Genomic DNA, 19,615 nt, shown 5'->3' with positions numbered 1-19,615 from the left:
GGCTATTCCGCTTCCGCCGCTCCGAACCCGCCCCCCCTCGTCGCGCGGACAGCGCCCGACCATGGCGTGGCGTGATTGTCGATGCGCATCTGGAAGATAAAATAAGTCGGCGAGCAGAAGCCGATGCCCTTCACTTTGCCGATACCGGGTGTATCCGGCGGCAGCGACTGACACATGTAATCCTCTCGGCAGAAATGGTCGGCCGAGCAGGCAGGACGATTGCCGCGATTGACGGCGCCGCCCAGGCACTGGTCGAAATTATTGGTCGCCACGCAGGTGTCGAATTTCTTGCCGCCAACCAGCCCGCAAATCTCGTTCGGCATCGGCTTGCCCGTCTTGAAGGCGGCAAAGCTGCGATCCCGGTCATCGCAGCCGCGATAGGCGATACCCGCCGGCACACCGATCTTCGGCGGTCGGCAGGTGTAGGCGACGCGCGAAATGCCTGGCGCGAACGCGGCGAACTGACCGGTGATGGTATACCGGTCATTGAAAGGCCGTGCCGGGTTGCTGGCGATGGATCCCGTTAAACAAGGGTGGCCGGAAAACATGTCTTCGCTGTCCTTGGGCAACAGGCATTGCGCCAGCTTGGTGCGCACGCCGGACGCGGTGGTCAACGGCGTGCAGACGGTGCCGCCACCGCATTGCCATGTCGCGCCGAAGCGGGCCGCATCTTCCGGCATGAAGCACGGCATCGCCATTTCGGCCGGCGAATAGGCAATTTCGCCGGCATCGTTCCATGTCGCCGGCGGCGCGAAGGACAGCGGGCGGAAGCGGTTCGGTTCCTTGCCGTCGGCAGTCGCGTGCAGCCAGGCGACGCGGCGCGGGATGTCGGCGTGGAGATGCGGCGAGATGCCGACCTCGATGCGGTTGAGCGGCGAGGTTGTCTTGTCGTCAAGTCCGATAAAATGGAAGCCGGCGGTCGAGCCCGCCTGATGGCAGCCCTGGCAGGCGCCGTTGTCCAGCCGCTCGGCCAGTGCCTCCGGCGTGCGCACCAGCTTCAGCGCGGAGAAATCGACACCAGCGAAATCCGCGGGCTGGAACAGTGGCGTGAACGGGTGGTTGGCCTGCCTTGCACTGCCGAAGGTCGACCACGAAATGACCTTCCTTGCCAAGAATTCATCGGGGATTTGGTAGACGCCGAGATCGACCGCCGCGACATTGGGGCGGACATAGTTGGCAAGTCTTGCTTTCAGCGCAGCGTCTTCGGCGAGACGTGCCGTGTCGGGCGTGTTTTCCAGCGGCTTTTCGCTGACAGCCGCTCCGTCGATGCCGAAGATACGCATGAGATAGGCAGCCTGCCCGCCGAATTCGGTCTCCTGGCCGGAGGGGAAGCGCACCACTTGCGCATTGAGCTCGAGCTGCTTGAAGGTGAGCGCCGTCCTTTCCAGCGGCCCACCGGTCAGCCAGCCGGCATCGACGCTCTCGTCGAGTTGTGGTGCCCAGCGTCCCGCGACGCCGACACAACCGCCGTCGACATCGGGCGCCACGCTGTAGACGGCGTTGAAGTTGAATGGCAGACGCGAGGCCAGAACCTTGCCGTTTTTGCGGAAACTGTAAGCTAGGCGATAGATGAGGCGCACCTCGCCGCAACTTCCGTCACCTTTCAGCGCGGTGAAATCGCGCCGGTCGAGCCTGTTGACGATACCGACTAGCCGGAAGCGCGCCGCCTCGGTCTTCAGCCAGCGCATGTCCATGATGCGGCCGACATTGCCGTCGGTCACCTCGTAGAGCGTGCGCCCGCCGGCCTTCATCTCGGCCCGCAATGCCGCGACGTCGCTTGCAATCGTTTCGACGATCGCGTGATAGGCCGGCGCCTTGTCGTAAAGCGTCTTCAAATCGCCCTTGCCATCGACGCCGAAAATGCCGGCGAGGCCAAAGCCCTTGGCGTCAAGCTGGGCGAGAACGGCCGGGTCGTCGACGATGGTCAGCGGAGTTCCGGCGTTCGCGGCCTGCGCCATGGATATGGCACTAATGATCGCAACGAGCAGCGCAATCAGGCGGTTCATTCGGCAGCCTTCCCGCGGCTTTCAACGAGCTCGCGCAGGACCGGCACCAGCGCCAGCGGCAGGTCCTCGGCGATCAGCCCCGGTCCGAAACGGCTGCCGGCCTCGGCATGGATCCAGACTGCCGCACAGGCCGCTTCAAAGGCCGGCATGCCCTGCGCCAGCAGCGCGGCGATGATACCCGACAGCACGTCGCCCGAACCGGCGGTGGCCAGCCAAGGCGCGCCATTGTCGTTGATCGCTGCCCGGCCATCGGGGGCCGCAATCACAGTGTCGGCACCCTTGTAGACGAGAGTGGCGTTGGCCCGTTCGGCTGCGGCGCGTGCCTTGGCCAGTTTGGACAGGTCCTTGTCCTCGGCGATATCTGAAAAAAGCCTGACGAATTCGCCGTCATGCGGCGTCATCACCAGAGCCGGCGCGCTCGGCCGGCTGGCGGCTTCGAACAGGGCATCCGTCGCGTCGCGAAACGAGGTGACGCCGTCGGCGTCGAGCACCAGTCCGTCGATCCCACCGTCTTGCCCACGAGCGCCATTCAGCACGGCCAGGGCGAATTCGCGCGTCTTCTCACCAATGCCAAATCCTGGGCCGAGCACGAAGGCCGATGGCCGGCGGCTGCCGACGAATTCGTCCACATCCGCGACAGTGTCTAGCTTGCGCAGCATGATCGAGGTCAGATGCGCCGCGTTCACATGGATGGCGTTCGCCGGCGACAGCAAGGTGACGGCCCCTGCCCCGCTCCTGGCCGCGGCAAGCGCCGACAGCCGCGCAGCACCCGTCGCCGACGGCCCGCCGGAAAAGACGCCGACATGGCCGCGTTTATACTTATGGGCGTCGACGGCCGGAACCGGAAAGCGGCCAAGCCAGAGCGCCGGAATGTTCTCGAATGTTCGTGGTTCAAGCTGCGCAACAACACTGTCGCTTATGCCGATATCAGCGAGCACGATTTCGCCGCACAGCTCGCGCCCCGGTAACAAAAGATGGCCTGGCTTTTTTCGCGCAAAGGTCACGGTGATTCGGGCGTGGAAAGCCTGACCGAGGACATTGCCGCTCTCACCGGAGACGCCCGACGGCAGGTCGACCGCGACGACCGGCGAATTCAACTCCGCCACATTATCGATCGCCTTGGCGGGGTCGCCGGATAGCGGCTTGGACAGCCCCGCCCCGTAAAGCGCATCGACCACGATCGAGCCCGTCTCGGCAACGAAATCCGACAGCGGCCGAGCTTCAACCGGGCACTCCGAGGCAGCGACTGCCGCATCGCTGCCGCCTTTAGGCGATCCGGACGCCCATACCGAGACATCGACGGCGCTCTCCCGAAGGATGCGCGCCACGACATAGCCGTCGCCGCCATTGTTGCCGGGGCCGCAAAGCACATGGACGCGCGTTGCGTTCGGGTAGCGCTTGAGTACTACGGCAGCAACCGCAGCACCGGCATTGCGCATCAGGCCGATGCCGTCGAATGGACCAGCGGCAATCGCCAGCCGGTCGGCCTCAGCCATTTCGGACGGAGACAGAAGTTCATTGCTCATGCGGGCGACATGCACATCATTTCCCCAAGCATTGTCCAGTTTTTGATCCGACGCAAACCACGAAGGTCCCCAAGCAATTTGGCGGCGTACATCGTTCGGGACGACGGCGCGCAGCTGCCCATGAAATACCCGATCTGCCCAATTTTTGTGCGGACGGCAGGACCGGCGGCGTGTAGGCTCGCGGCATTCATGGCGCATCCAACGCTGCGAATGACGCGAATGTACATTCCCGCGTGGCATGGTATCCAAATCATGTGAGGCCGTTCGGCGCCCCATCAATTGGCACAGTTCGTGCTTGATTGAGGCGCAAGCGGGGCTCACAACCCGTCTTTTTTGGCAGTGGAGGCCACTTTTTACATGAAAAAGATCGAAGCGATCATCAAGCCGTTCAAGCTAGACGAAGTGAAGGAAGCGCTTCAGGAGGCCGGCCTGCAAGGTATCACCGTTACCGAGGCCAAAGGGTTTGGCCGCCAGAAGGGCCATACCGAGCTTTATCGCGGCGCCGAATATGTCGTCGACTTCCTGCCGAAGGTGAAAATCGAAGTCGTGCTCGGCGACGATGCGGTCGAAGCAGCGATCGAAGCCATCCGCAAGGCGGCCCAGACTGGCCGTATCGGCGACGGCAAGATCTTCGTCTCCAACATCGAGGAAGTGGTGCGCATCCGCACCGGCGAAACCGGCATGGACGCCGTCTGAATTTTCCCGTTAAAAGGCCGTGTTCAAAACGTCATCACATAGGGAAGCAGGGACATGACGACAGCCAAAGACATCATGAAGCAGATCAAGGACAACGACGTGAAGTTCGTTGATCTGCGCTTCACCGATCCGAAGGGCAAACTGCAGCACGTTACGATGGATGTCGTCGAGGTCGAGGAAGACATGTTTGCCGATGGCGTCATGTTCGACGGTTCCTCGATCGCCGGCTGGAAGGCGATCAACGAGTCCGACATGGTGCTGATGCCGGATTCCGATACGGTGCATATGGACCCGTTCTTCGCGCAGTCGACCATGGTCATCCTGTGCGACATCCTCGATCCGATCTCGGGCGAATCCTACAACCGCGACCCGCGCGGCACCGCTAAAAAAGCCGAGGCCTACATGAAGGCCGAAGGCATCGGCGACCAGATCTTCGTCGGTCCTGAAGCCGAGTTCTTCGTGTTCGACGACGTCAAGTACAAGGCCGATCCCTACAACACCGGCTTCAGGCTGGATTCGACCGAACTGCCGTCCAATGACGACACCGACTACGAGACCGGCAACCTCGGTCATCGGCCGCGCATCAAGGGCGGCTATTTCCCGGTGCCGCCGGTCGATTCAGCGCAGGACATGCGCTCGGAAATGCTCACCGTGCTCGCCGAGATGGGCGTGCGCGTCGAAAAGCACCACCACGAAGTGGCCGCCGCACAGCACGAGCTCGGCATCAAGTTCGACACGCTGGTCCGCAACGCCGACAAGATGCTGATCTACAAATATGTCGTGCACCAGGTTGCCAACGCCTATGGCAAGACGGCCACCTTCATGCCGAAGCCGGTGTTCGGCGACAATGGCTCGGGCATGCATGTCCACCAGTCGATCTGGAAGGAAGGCAAGCCGACCTTCGCCGGCAACGAATATGCCGGCCTGTCCGAGAGCTGCCTGTTCTACATCGGTGGTATCATCAAGCATGCCAAGGCGATCAACGCCTTTACCAACCCGCTGACCAACTCCTACAAGCGCCTGGTGCCGGGTTATGAAGCGCCGGTGCTGCTCGCCTATTCGGCACGCAACCGCTCGGCCTCGTGCCGCATTCCGTTCGGCTCGTCGCCGAAGGCCAAGCGCGTCGAGGTCCGCTTCCCCGATCCGGGCGCGAACCCCTATCTTGCCTTCGCCGCCATGCTGATGGCCGGCCTTGACGGCATCAAGAACAAGATCCACCCGGGACAGCCGATGGACAAGGATCTCTACGACCTGCCGCCGAAGGAATTGAAGAAAATCCCGACCGTCTGCGGCTCGCTGCGCGAGGCTTTGCAGAGCCTCGACAAGGACCGCGGCTTCCTGAAGGCCGGCGGCGTATTCGATGACGACCAGATCGACAGCTATATCGAGCTCAAGATGGCCGAGGTAATGCGCTTCGAAATGACCCCGCATCCGGTCGAATACGATATGTATTATTCGGTGTGATCCGGATCGTTGCAGCCAATAGAAAAAACCCCGGCAGAGACGCCGGGGTTTTTTATTGTGATGCGATTGGAGAGAAAGTCACAGCGCAGACCTGAGGTCCACGCCATGACGAATGCTCAAGCCGCTGCCGAAACCTCGGCGCTGGTCGGGACGGAGGCGATCGTCTTCAATATCTGCGAGGCGATCTGGTAGGGGTCGCCCTGCGAGTTCGGCCGGCGATCTTCGAGATAGCCCTTGTAGCCGTTGTTGATGAAGGAGTGCGGCACGCGGATCGAGGCGCCGCGGTCGGCGATGCCGTAGCTGAACCTGTTCCACGGCGCGGTCTCGTGCTTGCCGGTCAAACGCTTGTCGTTGTCCGGCCCGTAGACGGCGATGTGATCCATCAGGTTCTTGTCGAAAGCCGCCATCAGCGCTTCGAAATACGCCTTGCCGCCGACTTCGCGCATATAGGCTGTCGAGAAGTTGGCATGCATGCCCGAGCCGTTCCAGTCGGTGTCGCCGAGGGGCTTGCAGTGATATTCGATGTCGATGCCGTATTTCTCGGTCAGGCGCTGCATCAAATAGCGTGCCATCCACATCTGGTCGGCGGCCTTCTTGGAGCCCTTGCCGAAGATCTGGAATTCCCACTGGCCTTTGGCCACTTCGGCGTTGATGCCTTCATGGTTGATGCCGGCGGCAAGGCAAAGGTCGAGATGCTCCTCGACGATCTGCCTGGCGACGGAGCCGACATTGCTGTAGCCGACGCCGGTGTAGTACGGGCCTTGCGGCGCCGGATAGCCACTCTCGGGGAAGCCGAGCGGACGGCCGTCCTTGTAGAAGAAATATTCCTGCTCGAAGCCGAACCAGGCGCCCTCGTCGTCGAGAATGGTGGCGCGCTTGTTGGACGCATGCGGCGTCACGCCGTCCGGCATCATGACCTCGCACATGACGAGAGCACCATTGGTGCGGGCGGGATCGGGATACACGGCGACCGGCTTCAAAACGCAGTCGGAGCTGTGGCCCTCGGCCTGCATGGTCGAAGAACCGTCGAAGCCCCACAGCGGAAGCTGGTCGAGCGTCGGAAACTCGGCATAGTCCTTGACCTGCGTCTTTCCGCGAAGATTGGGAACCGGGGTGTATCCATCGAGCCAAATGTACTCGAGCTTGTATTTCGTCATTCTAGCCTCTCGTTGCTTGATCACCGAACCCTGGATGGCGCCGGGGCGAGCCGGCCTATCCAGCAGCCGACCTGCCGGATTACTAAAATGCAATTCGTGTGCCATTCTCGCCGGCGATGGATGCGGCAAAAGTGAGGTTGTATCCGCCCAAAAACGCTGGTCCGCGGTCATGCTGCGTTCGGATCATCCACAAGCACATTTTGCACAAATAATATGCAAGTACTGATCTTTTCGTAATCATATTGCCTATTTCGATTGCTGAACCTATGTTGGGGAAAGGTTGAATCGGCAAGGTTCTGTCGAAGAAAGGAAACCGACAATGGAAATCACTTCCACTCGTCAGTCGGCCAAAATCCTGATGTTCCCGGTGGCAGCGCGCGCTTCTGCCTCAAATTTAAGCGGAAAGGCTAAGTTCGCGGCAGAACTTGCTTCGTTGCGCAACCGCACGGATTTCGGAAGTGCCTGGTATCATGAGGCAGCGATCGAGGAAGCGTACCAGGATCGGAAGAGCTAAGCCCTGCGCTCGATAAATTGAAAAAGCCCGGCGCGATCGCTCGCGCCGGGCTTTGCTTTGAACCGGACAGGCCGGCTACTGTTTGGTGTGCAGGTCCGTTCCGAGCGTATCCCTGACAAAGATCATGCCGATGATCAGCGACATCGCCGCGATCACCACCGGGTACCAGAGTCCGTAGTAGATATCGCCCTTGTAGGCGCTGAGCGCGAACACCGTCGCCGGCAGCAGCCCGCCGAACCAGCCATTGCCGATATGGTAGGGCAGCGACATGCCGGTGTAGCGGATGCGGGTCGGGAACATCTCGACCAGGATCGCGGCGATCGGCCCGTAGACCATCGTGACGAAGATCACGAGGATGAGCAGGATACCGATCGTCATCGGCCAGTTGACCGCCGCCGGGTCGGCGAACATGGCGAAGGGACCGCCGCCCGGTACGGTGTAGACGGTGACCTCGGGAGCTCCCGCAGCCTCATCGGCAGTCAGCAGCTTGTCCTTGACCGCCTGGTCGGTCGGAACCATCGCCTTCTCGCCGGCGCGGATCGCGGCCGCATCGAGCTTCAGTTCGGGATTGGCCGCGATGAAGGCTTCGAGCTTCTGATCCGGCACCTTCGCCGCTGCCCGTTTCAGCGGATAGCCGCCGTCCTGAAGCGCCGTGTTTACCGCCTTGGCGAAAACAGCGTCCTTGGCCTTGGCTTGATCGCCGGCTGCGGTGGCGTCATACGACTCAACCGTCTCGTTGCCGATTTTGACCGACGCAGCAGTGCCGGGCGCTGCCGTGGCCACTACGTCATAAGGCACCGAGTTCTTGGTCAGAAACGAGGTGGCGATATCGCAGGACGTGGTGAACTTCGCCGTGCCCACCGGGTTGAACTGGAACTTGCAGTCTCCCGGTGCCGCGGTCACCGTCGCACGGGTGTTCTGCTGCGCTGTGGCGAGCGCCGGGTTGGCTGCCCAGGTCAGCGCCTTGAACAACGGGAAGGTGCAGACGATCGCCAGTGCAAGGCCGGCCATGATAATCGGCTTGCGGCCGATCTTGTCGGAGAGCCAGCCGAACACGACGAAGAAGATCGAGCCAACAGCCAGAGCAATCGCGATCATGATGTTGACCGATTGCGGATCGACCTTGAGCACGTTCTGCAAGAAGAACAGCGCGTAGAACTGGCCATTGTACCAAACTACGGCCTGACCGGCCGTGAGGCCGAGCAGCGCCAGCAGCGCGATCTTGGCGTTCTTCCACTGACCGAAGGCTTCTGACAGCGGCGCCTTGGAGCCTTTGCCTTCGTCCTTCATGCGCTGGAAGGTCGGCGATTCAGAAAGCGACAGCCGGATCCAGATCGAAATGCCGAGGAGGAGGAAGGAAACGATGAACGGAATGCGCCAGCCCCAGGCGGCGTAGGTTTCCTTGGTCATCGACCCCTGGACGATCAGGATGACGATCAGCGACAGGAACAGGCCGAGCGTTGCCGTCGTCTGTATCCACGACGTGTAGTAGCCGCGGCGATCGTCGGGTGCATGCTCGGCAACATAGGTGGCGGCACCGCCATACTCGCCACCGAGCGCCAGGCCTTGCAACATGCGCAAGATGATCAGGATCCCGGGAGCGGCGATGCCCAAAGTCGCATAGCCAGGCAGCAAGCCGACCAGGAAGGTCGACAGGCCCATGATCGTCATGGTGACAAGGAAAGTGTATTTACGGCCGACAAGGTCGCCGATGCGGCCGAACAGCAGTGCGCCGAACGGGCGCACGAGGAAGCCAGCGGCAAACGCCAGCAGCGCGAAAATATTGCGCGTCGCTTCCGGAATGGTTGGACTGAAAAAAGTCGAACCAATGAACACTGCCAGCGAGCCGTAGAGATAAAAATCGTACCATTCGAAAACGGTGCCGAGCGAGGAAGCGAAGATGACCTTCTTCTCCTCGCGCGTCATGCCGCGGCTTGTTTTGCCGGCGGTCGATGCCATTGCCATGAGCGTATCCTCCCGTGTGATTCCGTCAGTCCTCGATGCTGCGCGTCATCGTCCGCGTTTCCTCGGAACGCAGACTCAGTGCAGCCACCAGTACAAAAAATGACAGAAAGCGCCGTCCAGAGGCAGACCGTCTTTGGGATTATGACTTTGGTCTAATGTGCAGTGCGAAATAGAAACGACGGTGCGGTCAGCCTTTGAGAGCTTCGAGCAGCGTGACTGCCGCCATCATGTCGCGCTTGCGGGCCGCGCGGTGCGCGACGGCCTCGGCATCATGGCCCCATTGCTCGGCCTGCCAGTCCTCGTCGACATGACCGGCAGCCCAGGCCGCCTCGCCGTCGAGCTCGCCGAAGTCGACGGCCAGCGCCAGCAGCGCCGATCCGGTCAGCGACGTCATGACGTGGATGGCGGCAAGGCGCAGCGGATCGGCACGTTGGGCAAGATGCTGGCCAAGCAGCGCGATACTCTCGCGCGGCTGTTCGACATGGATCACGCCTTCGGCAAGATGGAACCGGGCGCCGAGCGCGCTGCGCACCCAGTCGATGACCGGATCCCAATGCTCGTTCTGCCGGTCGACGAGTCCTTTGGGCGCATCGGCGCGGTAGCAGAGCAGATCGGACGAGGCAAAGCGCAGGATGTCCTCCAGCACGGCCTGGGGATCACTGGCGACGCCATCGATTGCCGTATTGACCAGACGCATCACCGGCATCGTCACCGGGTTGATGGTCTCCTCCTGTGCGGCGAATTCCTCGGCGACGAGAGCAGCCGCCTTTTCGGTCGGCAGCTCCAGCAGCGCCTTGGCCGGCGTGCGGACGGGCTTGCCATCGAGATGGACGGCAAAACCGTCTTCGACCGGTGCTACCGCGACGGTCTTGTAGAAGCGCTTCGGCAGCGGCGTCTTCATCTGGATCTGGGCGCGACGCACCGGGTCCGGATCAGAGAGCAGCTTTCCAGCTTCGAGATCGTTCAATATATCGCGCATGCTCATCCGGGACTTTGTTTTCGGGCCGGCCGGTTGACGATGATGAGTCCGGCGGCGATCAGGGCGAGTGCCAGGAAGATACGAACGGTCAGCGGCTCGTTCAAGAACACGGCGCCGCACAGCACACCAAATACCGGCGACAGGAAAGTGAAGCTCGACAGTCCAGATGCAGGGTAGCGCCGCAGCAGCCAGAACCACAGCACATAGGTGAAGGCGACGACATAGACGGCCTGGAACAGCAGAGCCAAGGTCGGCAGAAGAGTAAAGTTGCGGACGGGCGGCCCGGCAAAGGGCATCACCAAAATGCCGACGACAGCGGCTCCGGCCAGCTGATAGAGCAGCAGCTTTTCGGCGCTGGCCGTCACCAGCTTCGACCGCTTGATGACGATATTGGTCACGGCCCACAGAATGCCGGCACCGAGACTGAGCAAATCGCCACCCAATGTTGCGCCGCCATTGGCGCTCAGTTTATCCGAAAACACCGCGATCAATCCAGCGAAAGCGAGCAGAAGACCAACGAGCTTGCGTGCCGTGATGCTTTCGCCCAGCAGGAAATGACCGCCGACCAACATCCAGAACGGCATGGTGTTGACCAGCAAAGTGTTGCGCACGACAGTGGTATGCTCGAGCCCGACATAGAGAAACAGGAACTCGAGACCGAAAAGCGCGCCTGCCAGAATGCCGGCGACGAGGGTCTTGTCGGGCGTGAACAGCGCAATGCCGCGCCAGCGGCACCAGCCGAAAACACACAAGCCGCCGATCACCGAGCGGGCGATCGACAGGAAAACGGGATCGTAGCCGGCATAGGAGATCTTGGCGGCGACGTAGTTCAGCCCCCAGGAAAAAGTCAGCCCAAACATGATGGCGGCTGCCGCCAGATCGACCGCGTCACGGCGGTCGAGGGTTTCTGTGGCGACGCCCACCAGCGCTAGTCCTCGGCACTCTGCTCGTCGAAACCGAGCAGGTTCCAGCTCTGGCGCATATGCGGCGGCATCGGTGCGGTGACGTCGACAAAGCCCTTGTCGGGATGCGGGATAACGATGCGGCGCGCGTGCAGATGCAGCCGGTTCTGCATGCCGCCTGGAAAATCCCAATTGGTGTCGGCCTCGAAATATTTGGGGTCGCCGATGATCGGGCAACCGATATGGGCGGCATGGACGCGAAGCTGGTGGGTGCGCCCGGTATAGGGTTCCATTTCCAGCCAGGACAGCGTCTGCGCCGCCTGCTCGACTATGCGGTAATAGGAGACGGCGTGATCGGCGCCCTTTTCGCCATGCTTGGCGATACGCACACGATCGCCGTCGGGCGTCGGTTCTTTGATCAGCCAGGTCGAGATCTTGTCCTCGCGCTTCGGCGGCACGCCCTTGACCAGTGCCCAGTAGGTTTTCTTCGTCTCACGCGCCCGGAACGCTTCGGCGAGCTTCATGGCGGCGAGCCTTGTACGGGCGACAACCAGCACACCCGACGTATCGCGGTCGAGCCGGTGCACCAGGCGCGGCTTCTCGCCCTTCTGGTTGCGCCAGGCTTCCAGCATGTCGTCGACATTGCGGGTGACGCCCGAGCCGCCCTGCACTGCCAGGCCGGCCGGCTTGTTGAAGACGAAGACCTTCGGGTCCTCATGGATCAGCATCTTTGCCAAAACGTCGGCGTCGCCCTGGTTGCGGATCGAATGACCGGTGAGCGGGCTTTCACCTTTCTTGTCGACTTCGAGCGGCGGCACACGCACCGTCTGGCCGGCTTCGACGCGGGTATCGGCCTTCACCCTGCCGCCGTCGACGCGGATCTGGCCGGAACGCAGCAGCTTCTGCAGATGACCGAAACCGAGACCGGGGAAATGGCTCTTGAACCAGCGGTCGAGCCGCATGCCCGCCTCGCCGGCGTCCACTGTGATCTGTTCAACGCCTGCCATGATTCCAATCGCCGTTTTGCAGGCATGCAACGGCATTCGCCGGTACCCGCAATCTCACTCGCTTATTCGTTGTCGGTTCCATATTGCAGAACCTGAACTTTCTCCAGCGTAATCAAACCACTTGTCATGATTGTTTCAAGCACGGGCAGGAAAGCGGCCAATTTTTCCTCGTCATCGACGATCTCGATGACGAGTGGCAGATCCTCCGATAGGCGGAGGATCTTCGTGGTGTGAAGCCGGCTGGAATGGCCGAACCCCATCGCGCCGCGCAGGACGGTCGCGCCGGCTATCTGCATTTCGCGGGCCCTCAGCACAATAACCTCATACAGCGGACGGCCATCTGCCCTGTCGTTTTCGCCGATAAAGATGCGCAGCAATTGTGCCTGTGTTGGTATCTTCATTGCCTGGACCCTCTCAGCCGGTTGAGCCGAACTGCAAAGATGTGGCCAAGCCAGACGGCGGCAAGCCAGGCCACCACGGAGATCGCGATATTGAGTCCCGCGGCCACAAACCTCCCGCCTTGCGCGAGGATGAGTGTTTCAAGGCTGAAAGCGGAGAAGGTCGTCAGGCCGCCGCAGAAGCCGGCCATGAAGAATTGACGTTGCAGCGGACCGGCGAAGACGCGACCATCCGGTCCCGTCAATGTCGCGTAGAAGCCGATGAGGAACGAGCCAACAATATTGACGAGGAGCGTGCCGAAGGGAAATCCAGCGCCCCACAGGGCAGTGCTCGTCGATGAGGCAAGCGCCCGCAACACACCGCCGATCATGCTGCCTGCGGCCACGGTCGCATAGAGCCGAACCGTTTCGTTGGTTCTGCGACGGCCAATGAGGCGCGCCGCATGCCCTGCCGCGGCAGTGTCCGTCCCGTCGTGGCGGAGCTTCCGCGGGCCGCTCACCGCGCCCCGCCGCCAATCAGAAGACTTCCGGCGGCAAAGCCCAGCGTCACGCCGCCGAGGCTCAGAAAAACCGAAAGCAGCACATTTCCGCCGGCGCGCCGCCATTCGCCCTCGCGCGCCAGCGCCAGCGTCTGCACGCTGAAGGAAGAAACCGTGGTATAGCAGCCGAGGCCGCCGGTAACGGTAAAGGCCCAGATGGCGGGCATGCCGTCGCGCGCCACCGCATGCGCAACGACGCCGATTGCAAACGCTCCCGAGACATTGACGGCCATAGTGCCCCAGGGAAAGGTCTCGCCGACCCGGCGGGCGACGAAGCCGGACAGGAAGAAGCGGCCCATTGCACCGATCGCGCCACCAAGGCAGACAAGCAACAGATGATACATCGTGCTCCCTCGCGCCGGTCACACCATGGTGTCAGGCGGCTCCGGCCTTCTTCGGCTTGCTGGAACCGATCATCTTCCAGTTCTTGTAGAACATGGCATTGATGCGCTCGACGTTGACCGAAACGATGGCGAGAAGAGCGGCAATCAGGCCGGGAAATGGCGATGGCCGGATGATGTCCATGAACACGCAGTAGCGGCGCCCATCATATTCGTTGACCGATCGGTGCAGCAGCGTGTCGTCGAAAATATAGAGCGGATTGTCGTGCCAGTAGTTCCTGGCGTTGTTGCACTCGACGAAAACCTCGGCCTTCACCGGGAGAAGATTGTAGAGAATGCGCAGGCTGAGCCGCAGCGGTCCGAAATGCCAGGAGGTCGATTCCCTGCCCCTGAACACCGACACGGCGATGGTCTTGATGTATTTGAAATCCTTGTTGAATTCGGCAACGTTGTCGATTTTGTGCTTGCCATACCACTGGTAGACATACATGCCGCGCCGGCCGCTGCCGAAATTGGCGTCGATATCGGCGATGATCTCGTCCTTGCGCGCTTTGAAGACGTCCAGAACCTCGTTGACCTCACGCTGATAGTCCGGAGGAAACTGGTCCAGTTTCCAGACACCGCGGTTTCTGTAGCACAGCAGATCGACCAGCAGATTGAAGGGCGAAAGCAGCCAGGTGAAGATGCCGTTGCCGAGGAAATAACCACTGAACAGGGCCCAGCTCTTGTTGTCGTTGCGCAACACGTCGATCAGGCCGAGGACAATGAAAATTGTCGTCAGGATGGGAATGAAATAGAAGCCGAGCGCCAGCAGCGGGATCGCTATGGCGAATTTCCGGAGGGTCTTACGAGTTCTTTTTGTCATTTTTCCACGCGCCAGGCGCGATTCCGTTCTGAATATCGTTGGTACGTTTCTGGCCTGTCCGCCGGCCGAAGGCGCACCTTGATAGGGTTTTTTATCCCGCCAGACAACGGCGATCACACCAGTGTGCGACTGGCAGCTACTTTTCCCGCTCGCTGCGCAGCTTCGCCCAATAATCCAGCCGCTTCCTGATATCGCGCTCGAAGCCGCGCTCGGGCGGGTCGTAGAATGTCTGCCTTCCCATCTTCTCCGGAAAATAGTCCTGGCCGGAAAAAGCGTCCGGCTCGTCGTGGTCGTAGCGATAGCCGGCGCCGTAATCTTCCTGTTTCATCAGCTTGGTCGGAGCATTGAGAATGTGCTTGGGCGGCAGCAGCGAACCGAATTCCTTCGCCGCCTGTGTGGCGGCCTTGAACGCGGTATAAACTGCATTGGATTTCGGCGCGGTGGCGAGATAGACGGTCGCCTCAGCGAAGGCCAGTTCGCCCTCGGGCGAGCCCAGATAGTCATAGGCGTCCTTGGCGGCGTTAGCGACGACGAGCGCCTGCGGGTCGGCCAGCCCGATATCCTCCATCGCCATGCGCACCAACCGGCGCCCGAGATAAAGCGGATCTTCGCCGGCGTCGAACATGCGGGCGAGATAGTAGAGTGCCGCGTCGGGGTCGGAGCCGCGCACCGATTTGTGCAAGGCGGAGATCAAATTGTAGTGGCCGTCCTGTCCCTTGTCGTAGATCGGCGCGCGGCGCTGGACGATGCGCTGCAGAGCTTCGGCGCCGAACACCTCCTTTGATTTCGCTGCGCGCCAGACCTCTTCGGCGAGCGTCAATGCCGCGCGGCCGTCGCCGTCGCTCATGCGAATGAGCATCGCCCGCGCGTCTTCATCGAGCGGCAGCGCCCTGCCCTCTGCCTCCTCGGCCCGCGCCAGCAGCTTGGCGATACTGTCCTCGCCGAGTGAGTGAAAGACCAGCACACGCGCGCGCGACAAAAGCGCGGCGTTTAGCTCGAAGGATGGATTCTCCGTGGTGGCGCCGACCAGCACGACGGTGCCGTCTTCCATCACGGGCAGAAAACTGTCCTGCTGGGCGCGGTTGAAGCGATGGATCTCGTCGACGAACAGCAGTGTCTGGCGGCCGTTCGAGCGGCGCAGCTTCGCTGCCTCGAACACTTTCTTCAGGTCGGCAACGCCGGAAAACACCGCCGAGATCTGTTCGAAGGCGAGGCTTGTCTCGCCGGCAAGCAGCCGTGCGACCGTGGTCTTGCCAGTGCCGGGCGGGCCCCAGAAGATCATCGAGCCCAGCGAGCCGGAACCGATCAGCCGCGTCAGCGCGCCGTCGGGTCCGGTCAGATGCTCCTGGCCGACGACCTCGCCGAGGTTCTTCGGGCGCAGACGATCCGCCAGCGGCCTGCCGGGCGGCGTCTTTTCCGGGTCATCGACACTGAACAGATCGGCCATGCAACTTCTTCTGCCTGGAGCCCGATCATGCTGACGGTCGGGCTCAGTAACGCAACACCTGGCGCAGTATCTGCCCGCCCCGCTCGACGGTAAAGCGCCACCAGCGCGTATCCTGCTGGGCTACCTGCTCCAAGGTCGCCGCCTTGTCGATCGTCAGGCCATTGACCTCACGCACGATGTCCCCTGGCTGGAAGCCAAAATCGGCAGCGGGCGAATCGCGGTTGATGTCGACCACGGTGACGCCTTTGACATCGGTGCGCAGACCGAGCCGTTGGGCAAGCCGTGGCGACAGTTCAGCGACTTTGGCACCCGAAAACGGGCTACGCCCGCGCAATGTGAGCTCCGCAGCCTTGGCGCCTTCGGGCGGTCGTTCCAGGGCGATGTCCATCGTCGCCTGCTGACCCTTGCTCAGGACGCCGAAGCTGGCATTCGTACCAATCGACAGCGTCGCCATGCGGTAGTCCAGCGCCCCGACGCTCTCGACCGGCTTGCCGTTGAGCGACAGCACCACGTCGCCAGGCTTGAGCCCTGCCTTGGCGGCGGGTCCCGCCTCTTCGACCGAAGAAACCAGCGCACCGGTCGGTTTGTCAATGCCGAGCGATTCGGCAATCTGCGGCGTCACCGCCTCGAACTCGGCACCGGCATACGGCCGCTCGAAGAAGTCGAGCCCGGCCTTGGCCGCGTCGGCGAAGGCGCGAACCATGTTCGAAGGGATGGCAAAGCCGATGCCGATCGAGCCGCCGCTACGGCTATAGATCGCCGTGTTGATGCCGATCAGCTGCCCTCCCATGTTGACCAGCGCGCCACCGGAATTGCCGGGGTTGATGGCGGCGTCGGTCTGGATGAAGAAGCTGGAATCGGAGACGCCGATATGGCTGCGCGCCACCGCCGAAATGATGCCGCTGGTGGTGGTCTGGCCGACACCGAACGGATTGCCGATCGCCAGCACCAGATCGCCGACCTCGAGCGCGTCGGAATCGCCGATAGCGATCACCGGGAACGGCTTGTCAGAAGAAATCTTGAGCACGGCGAGGTCGAGCGTCTCATCCTTGAGCAGCACCTTGCTGTCGAATTCGCGCCCGTCGGCGGTCGCTACCTTGACCTGGTCAGCGTTCTTGACGACGTGGAAATTGGTGACCACGACGCCGGTGGGATCGACCAGCACCCCCGAACCGAGCGAAGACTGCGCGCGCGGCTGCGAGCGGCCGAAGAACTCCTCGAAGAACGGATCGCCGTCGAAGGGCGACGTCACCTTGGCGGTTTGCGAGGCGTAGACATTGACCACGGCCGGCGCTGTCTGCTTGACCAGCGGCGCGAAGGACAGTTGCACCTCCTCGCGGCCGAACGGCACGCGCTTGTCGGGGCCGGAAGTGGCGTTTTCGCCTTCGACGCCATGCAATAGATCCGTCAGCACGTCGGACAAACCGGGGTCTGGCTTGTTCTCCTCCGCCAGCGCGTGCCTGGCCGCCGGCACGATGGCCAGCGCCATCAAGGCGCAGATCAGAACAAGGGACAGCCGTTTAACGCGCATTCCGAATCCTCCAAGTCGGGCGCCATTGTCCTGACGATTGTGCAAAATGAAAGGCTAAGCCGCTGAAATCCGATTATTTTGGGTAGTCGTCGCAAAAACCGGTGACAAAACCCCTACCAGCCCTGCCCGGTACCTTCGGAAACAGAAAAAGGGGCCCGGAGGCCCCTTTTGAACTTCTCAGAAAAACCGAGCCTTATGCGGCTGCGGCTTCCTCTTCGGTGCCTTCGGCCTCGATGCGGGCACGGTCGCCGGCGCCCTTGGCCGAGGTGTCGCGGTCGACGAATTCGATGACGGCCATTGCGGCATTGTCACCGTGGCGGAAGCCCGCCTTCATGATGCGCAGATAGCCGCCATTGCGGGTGGCGTAGCGCGGCGCGATGGTATCGAACAGGCGCTTGACGACGCCTTCATTGCCGATCTGGGCAATCACCTGGCGGCGAGCGTGCAGGTCGCCGCGCTTGCCGAGCGTCACCAGCTTCTCGACGATCGGACGCAAATCCTTCGCCTTCGGCAGCGTGGTGAGAATCTGCTCGTGCTCGATAAGCGACACGGCAAGGTTGGCAAACATCGACTTGCGATGGCTTATGCTGCGGGCGAACCGGCGGCCTTTAAATCCGTGGCGCATGGCTCTTCTCCTTCATTGCGGGTTCAAGAGGCTCTCTCAAGCCTCAATATTGATCTTCGTAACGCTTGGCGAGGTCTTCGATGTTTTCCGGCGGCCAGTCCGGCACTTCCATGCCGAGATGAAGGCCCATCGCCGCCAGGACTTCCTTGATCTCGTTCAGCGATTTGCGGCCGAAGTTCGGGGTGCGCAGCATCTCGGCTTCGGTCTTCTGGATCAGATCGCCGATATAGACGATGTTATCGTTCTTCAGGCAGTTGGCCGAACGCACCGAAAGCTCGAGTTCGTCGACCTTCTTGAGCAGCGCCGGGTTGAAGGCAAGCTCGGTAACCTGTTCGGCAGCGACTTCCTTCTGCGGCTCGTCGAAATTGACGAACAGGCCGAGCTGGTCCTGCAGGATGCGAGCGGCGAAGGCCACCGCGTCCTCGCCCGAAATCGAACCGTCGGTCTCGATGGTCATGGTCAGCTTGTCATAGTCGAGAACCTGGCCCTCGCGGGTGTTCTCGACCTTGTACGAGACCTTCTTGACCGGCGAATACAGGCTGTCGACGGGGATCAGCCCGATCGGCGCGTCCTCGGCGCGGTTACGGTCGGCCGGCACATAGCCCTTGCCGGTATCGACGGTGAATTCCATGCGGATTTCAGCGCCTTCGTCCAACGTGCAGATGACGTGGTCGGGATTGAGGATCTCGACGTCGCCGACCGTCTGGATGTCGCCGGCGAGAACCGCGCCCGGTCCCTGCTTGCGGACGACCATGCGCTTGGGGCCGTCGCCTTCCATGCGGATGGCGATTTCCTTGATGTTCAAAACGATGTCGGTCACGTCCTCGCGGACGCCGGCGATGGACGAGAATTCATGCAGAACGCCGTCGATCTGCACGGCGGTTACAGCCGCGCCACGCAGCGAAGACAGAAGCACGCGGCGCAGCGCGTTGCCTAGGGTGAGGCCGAAGCCGCGCTCGAGCGGCTCGGCGACCAGCGTGGTCAGCGTCTTCTTCTTCGACGAGAACTCGATCTTGTTCGGCTTGATCAGTTCTTGCCAATTTTTCTGGATCATAGTGCTTTCCTTCCGTTGTCCCGCCACCATCCAATCGTGGCGGGCGACCTGGAATGCCGTGGAGGAGCGCCCTTGAGGCGCTCGCGCGGCGTTCGGTAAATTCTTTAGACGCGGCGCTTCTTGCGCGGGCGGCAGCCATTGTGCGGGATCGGCGTCACATCACGAATCGAGGTGATGGTGAAGCCGGCAGCCTGCAGCGCGCGCAGCGCCGATTCACGACCGGAGCCGGGTCCACAGACCTCGACCTCGAGCATGCGCATGCCGTGTTCCTGGGCCTTCTTGGCAACATCTTCTGCGGCCATCTGGGCAGCGAACGGGGTCGACTTGCGCGATCCCTTGAAGCCCTGGGCTCCGGCCGACGACCAGGCAATCGAGTTACCCTGCGCGTCGGTGATGGTGATCATCGTGTTGTTGAAGGTCGAATTGACGTGGGCAACGCCCGACGAGATGTTCTTGCGTTCGCGACGGCGAACACGAGCGGCTTCCTTGGCCATGATGGTCCTTTCAGTTGATCTCTACACCGCCGTAATGCCAGCGGCTCCACCAGGGAGAAGGCAGTAGGGGAATATGGCAGTAGGGCAGTATGTCTGCCGTCCCTA

The 19,615-nt window shown here is 61.7% G+C and carries 19 protein-coding genes; 3 read left to right on the top strand and 16 right to left on the bottom strand.

The window, feature by feature from the left end:
* Positions 1-2: 2 nt before the first annotated feature.
* Complete coding sequence (locus NKH60_RS27490; protein ID WP_352682687.1) at positions 3-2,006, bottom strand: hypothetical protein; 2,004 nt, start codon at positions 2,004-2,006, stop codon at positions 3-5.
* Positions 2,003-3,532 carry an NAD(P)H-hydrate dehydratase gene (locus NKH60_RS27485; protein WP_352682685.1) on the bottom strand — a complete coding sequence of 510 codons (1,530 nt, stop codon included), beginning with the start codon at positions 3,530-3,532 and terminating at the stop codon, positions 2,003-2,005. Before NKH60_RS27485 ends, NKH60_RS27490 begins: the two co-directional genes overlap by 4 nt.
* Positions 3,533-3,889: 357 nt before the next feature.
* Between NKH60_RS27485 and NKH60_RS27480 the strand changes: the two genes are divergently transcribed.
* Positions 3,890-4,228, top strand: a complete 339-nt coding sequence (locus NKH60_RS27480; RefSeq protein ID WP_019857988.1) for a P-II family nitrogen regulator — start codon at positions 3,890-3,892, stop codon at positions 4,226-4,228.
* Between the two features lie 54 nt (positions 4,229-4,282).
* The gene (gene glnA, locus NKH60_RS27475; protein ID WP_023675115.1) at positions 4,283-5,692 is read left to right on the top strand and encodes a type I glutamate--ammonia ligase; all 1,410 of its coding nucleotides are present in this window, start codon (positions 4,283-4,285) and stop codon (positions 5,690-5,692) included.
* A 116-nt stretch (positions 5,693-5,808) separates the two neighbouring features.
* Here glnA and NKH60_RS27470 read toward each other — a convergent pair whose 3' ends face one another.
* Positions 5,809-6,849, bottom strand: a complete 1,041-nt coding sequence (locus NKH60_RS27470) for a glutamine synthetase beta-grasp domain-containing protein (RefSeq protein ID WP_023717535.1) — start codon at positions 6,847-6,849, stop codon at positions 5,809-5,811.
* A gap of 319 nt (positions 6,850-7,168) precedes the next feature.
* Here NKH60_RS27470 and NKH60_RS27465 point away from each other — a divergent pair, with 319 nt between their 5' ends.
* Positions 7,169-7,363 carry a DUF2735 domain-containing protein gene (locus NKH60_RS27465; RefSeq protein WP_352682683.1) on the top strand — a complete coding sequence of 65 codons (195 nt, stop codon included), beginning with the start codon at positions 7,169-7,171 and terminating at the stop codon, positions 7,361-7,363.
* Between the two features lie 75 nt (positions 7,364-7,438).
* Here NKH60_RS27465 and NKH60_RS27460 read toward each other — a convergent pair whose 3' ends face one another.
* The 13 genes from NKH60_RS27460 to rpsK all read right to left on the bottom strand — a co-directional run bounded on the left by NKH60_RS27460 (position 7,439) and on the right by rpsK (position 19,510).
* Positions 7,439-9,328 carry an MFS transporter gene (locus NKH60_RS27460; protein WP_352682681.1) on the bottom strand — a complete coding sequence of 630 codons (1,890 nt, stop codon included), beginning with the start codon at positions 9,326-9,328 and terminating at the stop codon, positions 7,439-7,441.
* A gap of 187 nt (positions 9,329-9,515) precedes the next feature.
* Complete coding sequence (locus NKH60_RS27455) at positions 9,516-10,307, bottom strand: ATP12 family chaperone protein (RefSeq protein WP_352451034.1); 792 nt, start codon at positions 10,305-10,307, stop codon at positions 9,516-9,518.
* Positions 10,308-10,309: 2 nt separating this feature from the next.
* Entirely contained in the window at positions 10,310-11,167 is an 858-nt protein-coding gene (locus NKH60_RS27450; protein WP_502893808.1) for a DMT family transporter, read from the bottom strand.
* Between the two features lie 68 nt (positions 11,168-11,235).
* The gene (locus tag NKH60_RS27445) at positions 11,236-12,216 is read right to left on the bottom strand and encodes an RluA family pseudouridine synthase (protein ID WP_352451037.1); all 981 of its coding nucleotides are present in this window, start codon (positions 12,214-12,216) and stop codon (positions 11,236-11,238) included.
* Between the two features lie 62 nt (positions 12,217-12,278).
* Positions 12,279-12,617 carry a DUF190 domain-containing protein gene (locus tag NKH60_RS27440; RefSeq protein WP_352451038.1) on the bottom strand — a complete coding sequence of 113 codons (339 nt, stop codon included), beginning with the start codon at positions 12,615-12,617 and terminating at the stop codon, positions 12,279-12,281.
* A complete protein-coding gene (crcB, locus tag NKH60_RS27435; RefSeq protein ID WP_502907782.1) occupies positions 12,614-13,114 on the bottom strand; it encodes a fluoride efflux transporter CrcB in 501 nt (166 codons plus the stop codon). The genes NKH60_RS27440 and crcB (NKH60_RS27435) overlap by 4 nt, the downstream gene beginning before the upstream one ends.
* On the bottom strand, positions 13,111-13,497 hold the full coding sequence (gene crcB, locus NKH60_RS27430; protein WP_352682677.1) for a fluoride efflux transporter CrcB: 387 nt from the start codon (positions 13,495-13,497) through the stop codon (positions 13,111-13,113). Before crcB (NKH60_RS27430) ends, crcB (NKH60_RS27435) begins: the two co-directional genes overlap by 4 nt.
* 31 nt (positions 13,498-13,528) lie before the next feature.
* Complete coding sequence (locus NKH60_RS27425; RefSeq protein WP_352682675.1) at positions 13,529-14,359, bottom strand: aspartyl/asparaginyl beta-hydroxylase domain-containing protein; 831 nt, start codon at positions 14,357-14,359, stop codon at positions 13,529-13,531.
* A 136-nt stretch (positions 14,360-14,495) separates the two neighbouring features.
* The gene (locus NKH60_RS27420) at positions 14,496-15,806 is read right to left on the bottom strand and encodes a replication-associated recombination protein A (protein ID WP_352682673.1); all 1,311 of its coding nucleotides are present in this window, start codon (positions 15,804-15,806) and stop codon (positions 14,496-14,498) included.
* 43 nt (positions 15,807-15,849) lie between these two features.
* Entirely contained in the window at positions 15,850-17,337 is a 1,488-nt protein-coding gene (locus NKH60_RS27415) for a DegQ family serine endoprotease (protein ID WP_352502954.1), read from the bottom strand.
* A 193-nt stretch (positions 17,338-17,530) separates the two neighbouring features.
* Positions 17,531-17,962, bottom strand: a complete 432-nt coding sequence (gene rplQ / locus NKH60_RS27410) for a 50S ribosomal protein L17 (RefSeq protein WP_023675127.1) — start codon at positions 17,960-17,962, stop codon at positions 17,531-17,533.
* 43 nt (positions 17,963-18,005) lie between these two features.
* Positions 18,006-19,016, bottom strand: a complete 1,011-nt coding sequence (locus NKH60_RS27405; protein ID WP_023675128.1) for a DNA-directed RNA polymerase subunit alpha — start codon at positions 19,014-19,016, stop codon at positions 18,006-18,008.
* A gap of 104 nt (positions 19,017-19,120) precedes the next feature.
* A complete protein-coding gene (gene rpsK, locus NKH60_RS27400) occupies positions 19,121-19,510 on the bottom strand; it encodes a 30S ribosomal protein S11 (RefSeq protein ID WP_006205444.1) in 390 nt (129 codons plus the stop codon).
* Between the last annotated feature and the right edge of the window lie 105 nt (positions 19,511-19,615).

Source organism: Mesorhizobium sp. M1006, assembly GCF_040318825.1.
GTDB lineage: Bacteria > Pseudomonadota > Alphaproteobacteria > Rhizobiales > Rhizobiaceae > Mesorhizobium.
This window is presented reverse-complemented; position numbering and strand designations above follow the sequence as displayed.

What these genes read in the sequence shown, in the direction of transcription:
- NKH60_RS27490 (WP_352682687.1), bottom strand. Translation starts at nt 2,006, where the DNA reads ATGAACCGCCTGATTGCGCTGCTCGTTGCGATCATTAGTGCCATATCC.
- NKH60_RS27485 (WP_352682685.1), bottom strand. Translation starts at nt 3,532, where the DNA reads ATGAGCAATGAACTTCTGTCTCCGTCCGAAATGGCTGAGGCCGACCGG.
- NKH60_RS27480 (WP_019857988.1), top strand. Translation starts at nt 3,890, where the DNA reads ATGAAAAAGATCGAAGCGATCATCAAGCCGTTCAAGCTAGACGAAGTG.
- glnA (WP_023675115.1), top strand. Translation starts at nt 4,283, where the DNA reads ATGACGACAGCCAAAGACATCATGAAGCAGATCAAGGACAACGACGTG.
- NKH60_RS27470 (WP_023717535.1), bottom strand. Translation starts at nt 6,849, where the DNA reads ATGACGAAATACAAGCTCGAGTACATTTGGCTCGATGGATACACCCCG.
- NKH60_RS27465 (WP_352682683.1), top strand. Translation starts at nt 7,169, where the DNA reads ATGGAAATCACTTCCACTCGTCAGTCGGCCAAAATCCTGATGTTCCCG.
- NKH60_RS27460 (WP_352682681.1), bottom strand. Translation starts at nt 9,328, where the DNA reads ATGGCAATGGCATCGACCGCCGGCAAAACAAGCCGCGGCATGACGCGC.
- NKH60_RS27455 (WP_352451034.1), bottom strand. Translation starts at nt 10,307, where the DNA reads ATGCGCGATATATTGAACGATCTCGAAGCTGGAAAGCTGCTCTCTGAT.
- NKH60_RS27450 (WP_502893808.1), bottom strand. Translation starts at nt 11,167, where the DNA reads ATGTTTGGGCTGACTTTTTCCTGGGGGCTGAACTACGTCGCCGCCAAG.
- NKH60_RS27445 (WP_352451037.1), bottom strand. Translation starts at nt 12,216, where the DNA reads ATGGCAGGCGTTGAACAGATCACAGTGGACGCCGGCGAGGCGGGCATG.
- NKH60_RS27440 (WP_352451038.1), bottom strand. Translation starts at nt 12,617, where the DNA reads ATGAAGATACCAACACAGGCACAATTGCTGCGCATCTTTATCGGCGAA.
- crcB (WP_352682677.1), bottom strand. Translation starts at nt 13,497, where the DNA reads ATGTATCATCTGTTGCTTGTCTGCCTTGGTGGCGCGATCGGTGCAATG.
- NKH60_RS27425 (WP_352682675.1), bottom strand. Translation starts at nt 14,359, where the DNA reads ATGACAAAAAGAACTCGTAAGACCCTCCGGAAATTCGCCATAGCGATC.
- NKH60_RS27420 (WP_352682673.1), bottom strand. Translation starts at nt 15,806, where the DNA reads ATGGCCGATCTGTTCAGTGTCGATGACCCGGAAAAGACGCCGCCCGGC.
- NKH60_RS27415 (WP_352502954.1), bottom strand. Translation starts at nt 17,337, where the DNA reads ATGCGCGTTAAACGGCTGTCCCTTGTTCTGATCTGCGCCTTGATGGCG.
- rplQ (WP_023675127.1), bottom strand. Translation starts at nt 17,962, where the DNA reads ATGCGCCACGGATTTAAAGGCCGCCGGTTCGCCCGCAGCATAAGCCAT.
- NKH60_RS27405 (WP_023675128.1), bottom strand. Translation starts at nt 19,016, where the DNA reads ATGATCCAGAAAAATTGGCAAGAACTGATCAAGCCGAACAAGATCGAG.
- rpsK (WP_006205444.1), bottom strand. Translation starts at nt 19,510, where the DNA reads ATGGCCAAGGAAGCCGCTCGTGTTCGCCGTCGCGAACGCAAGAACATC.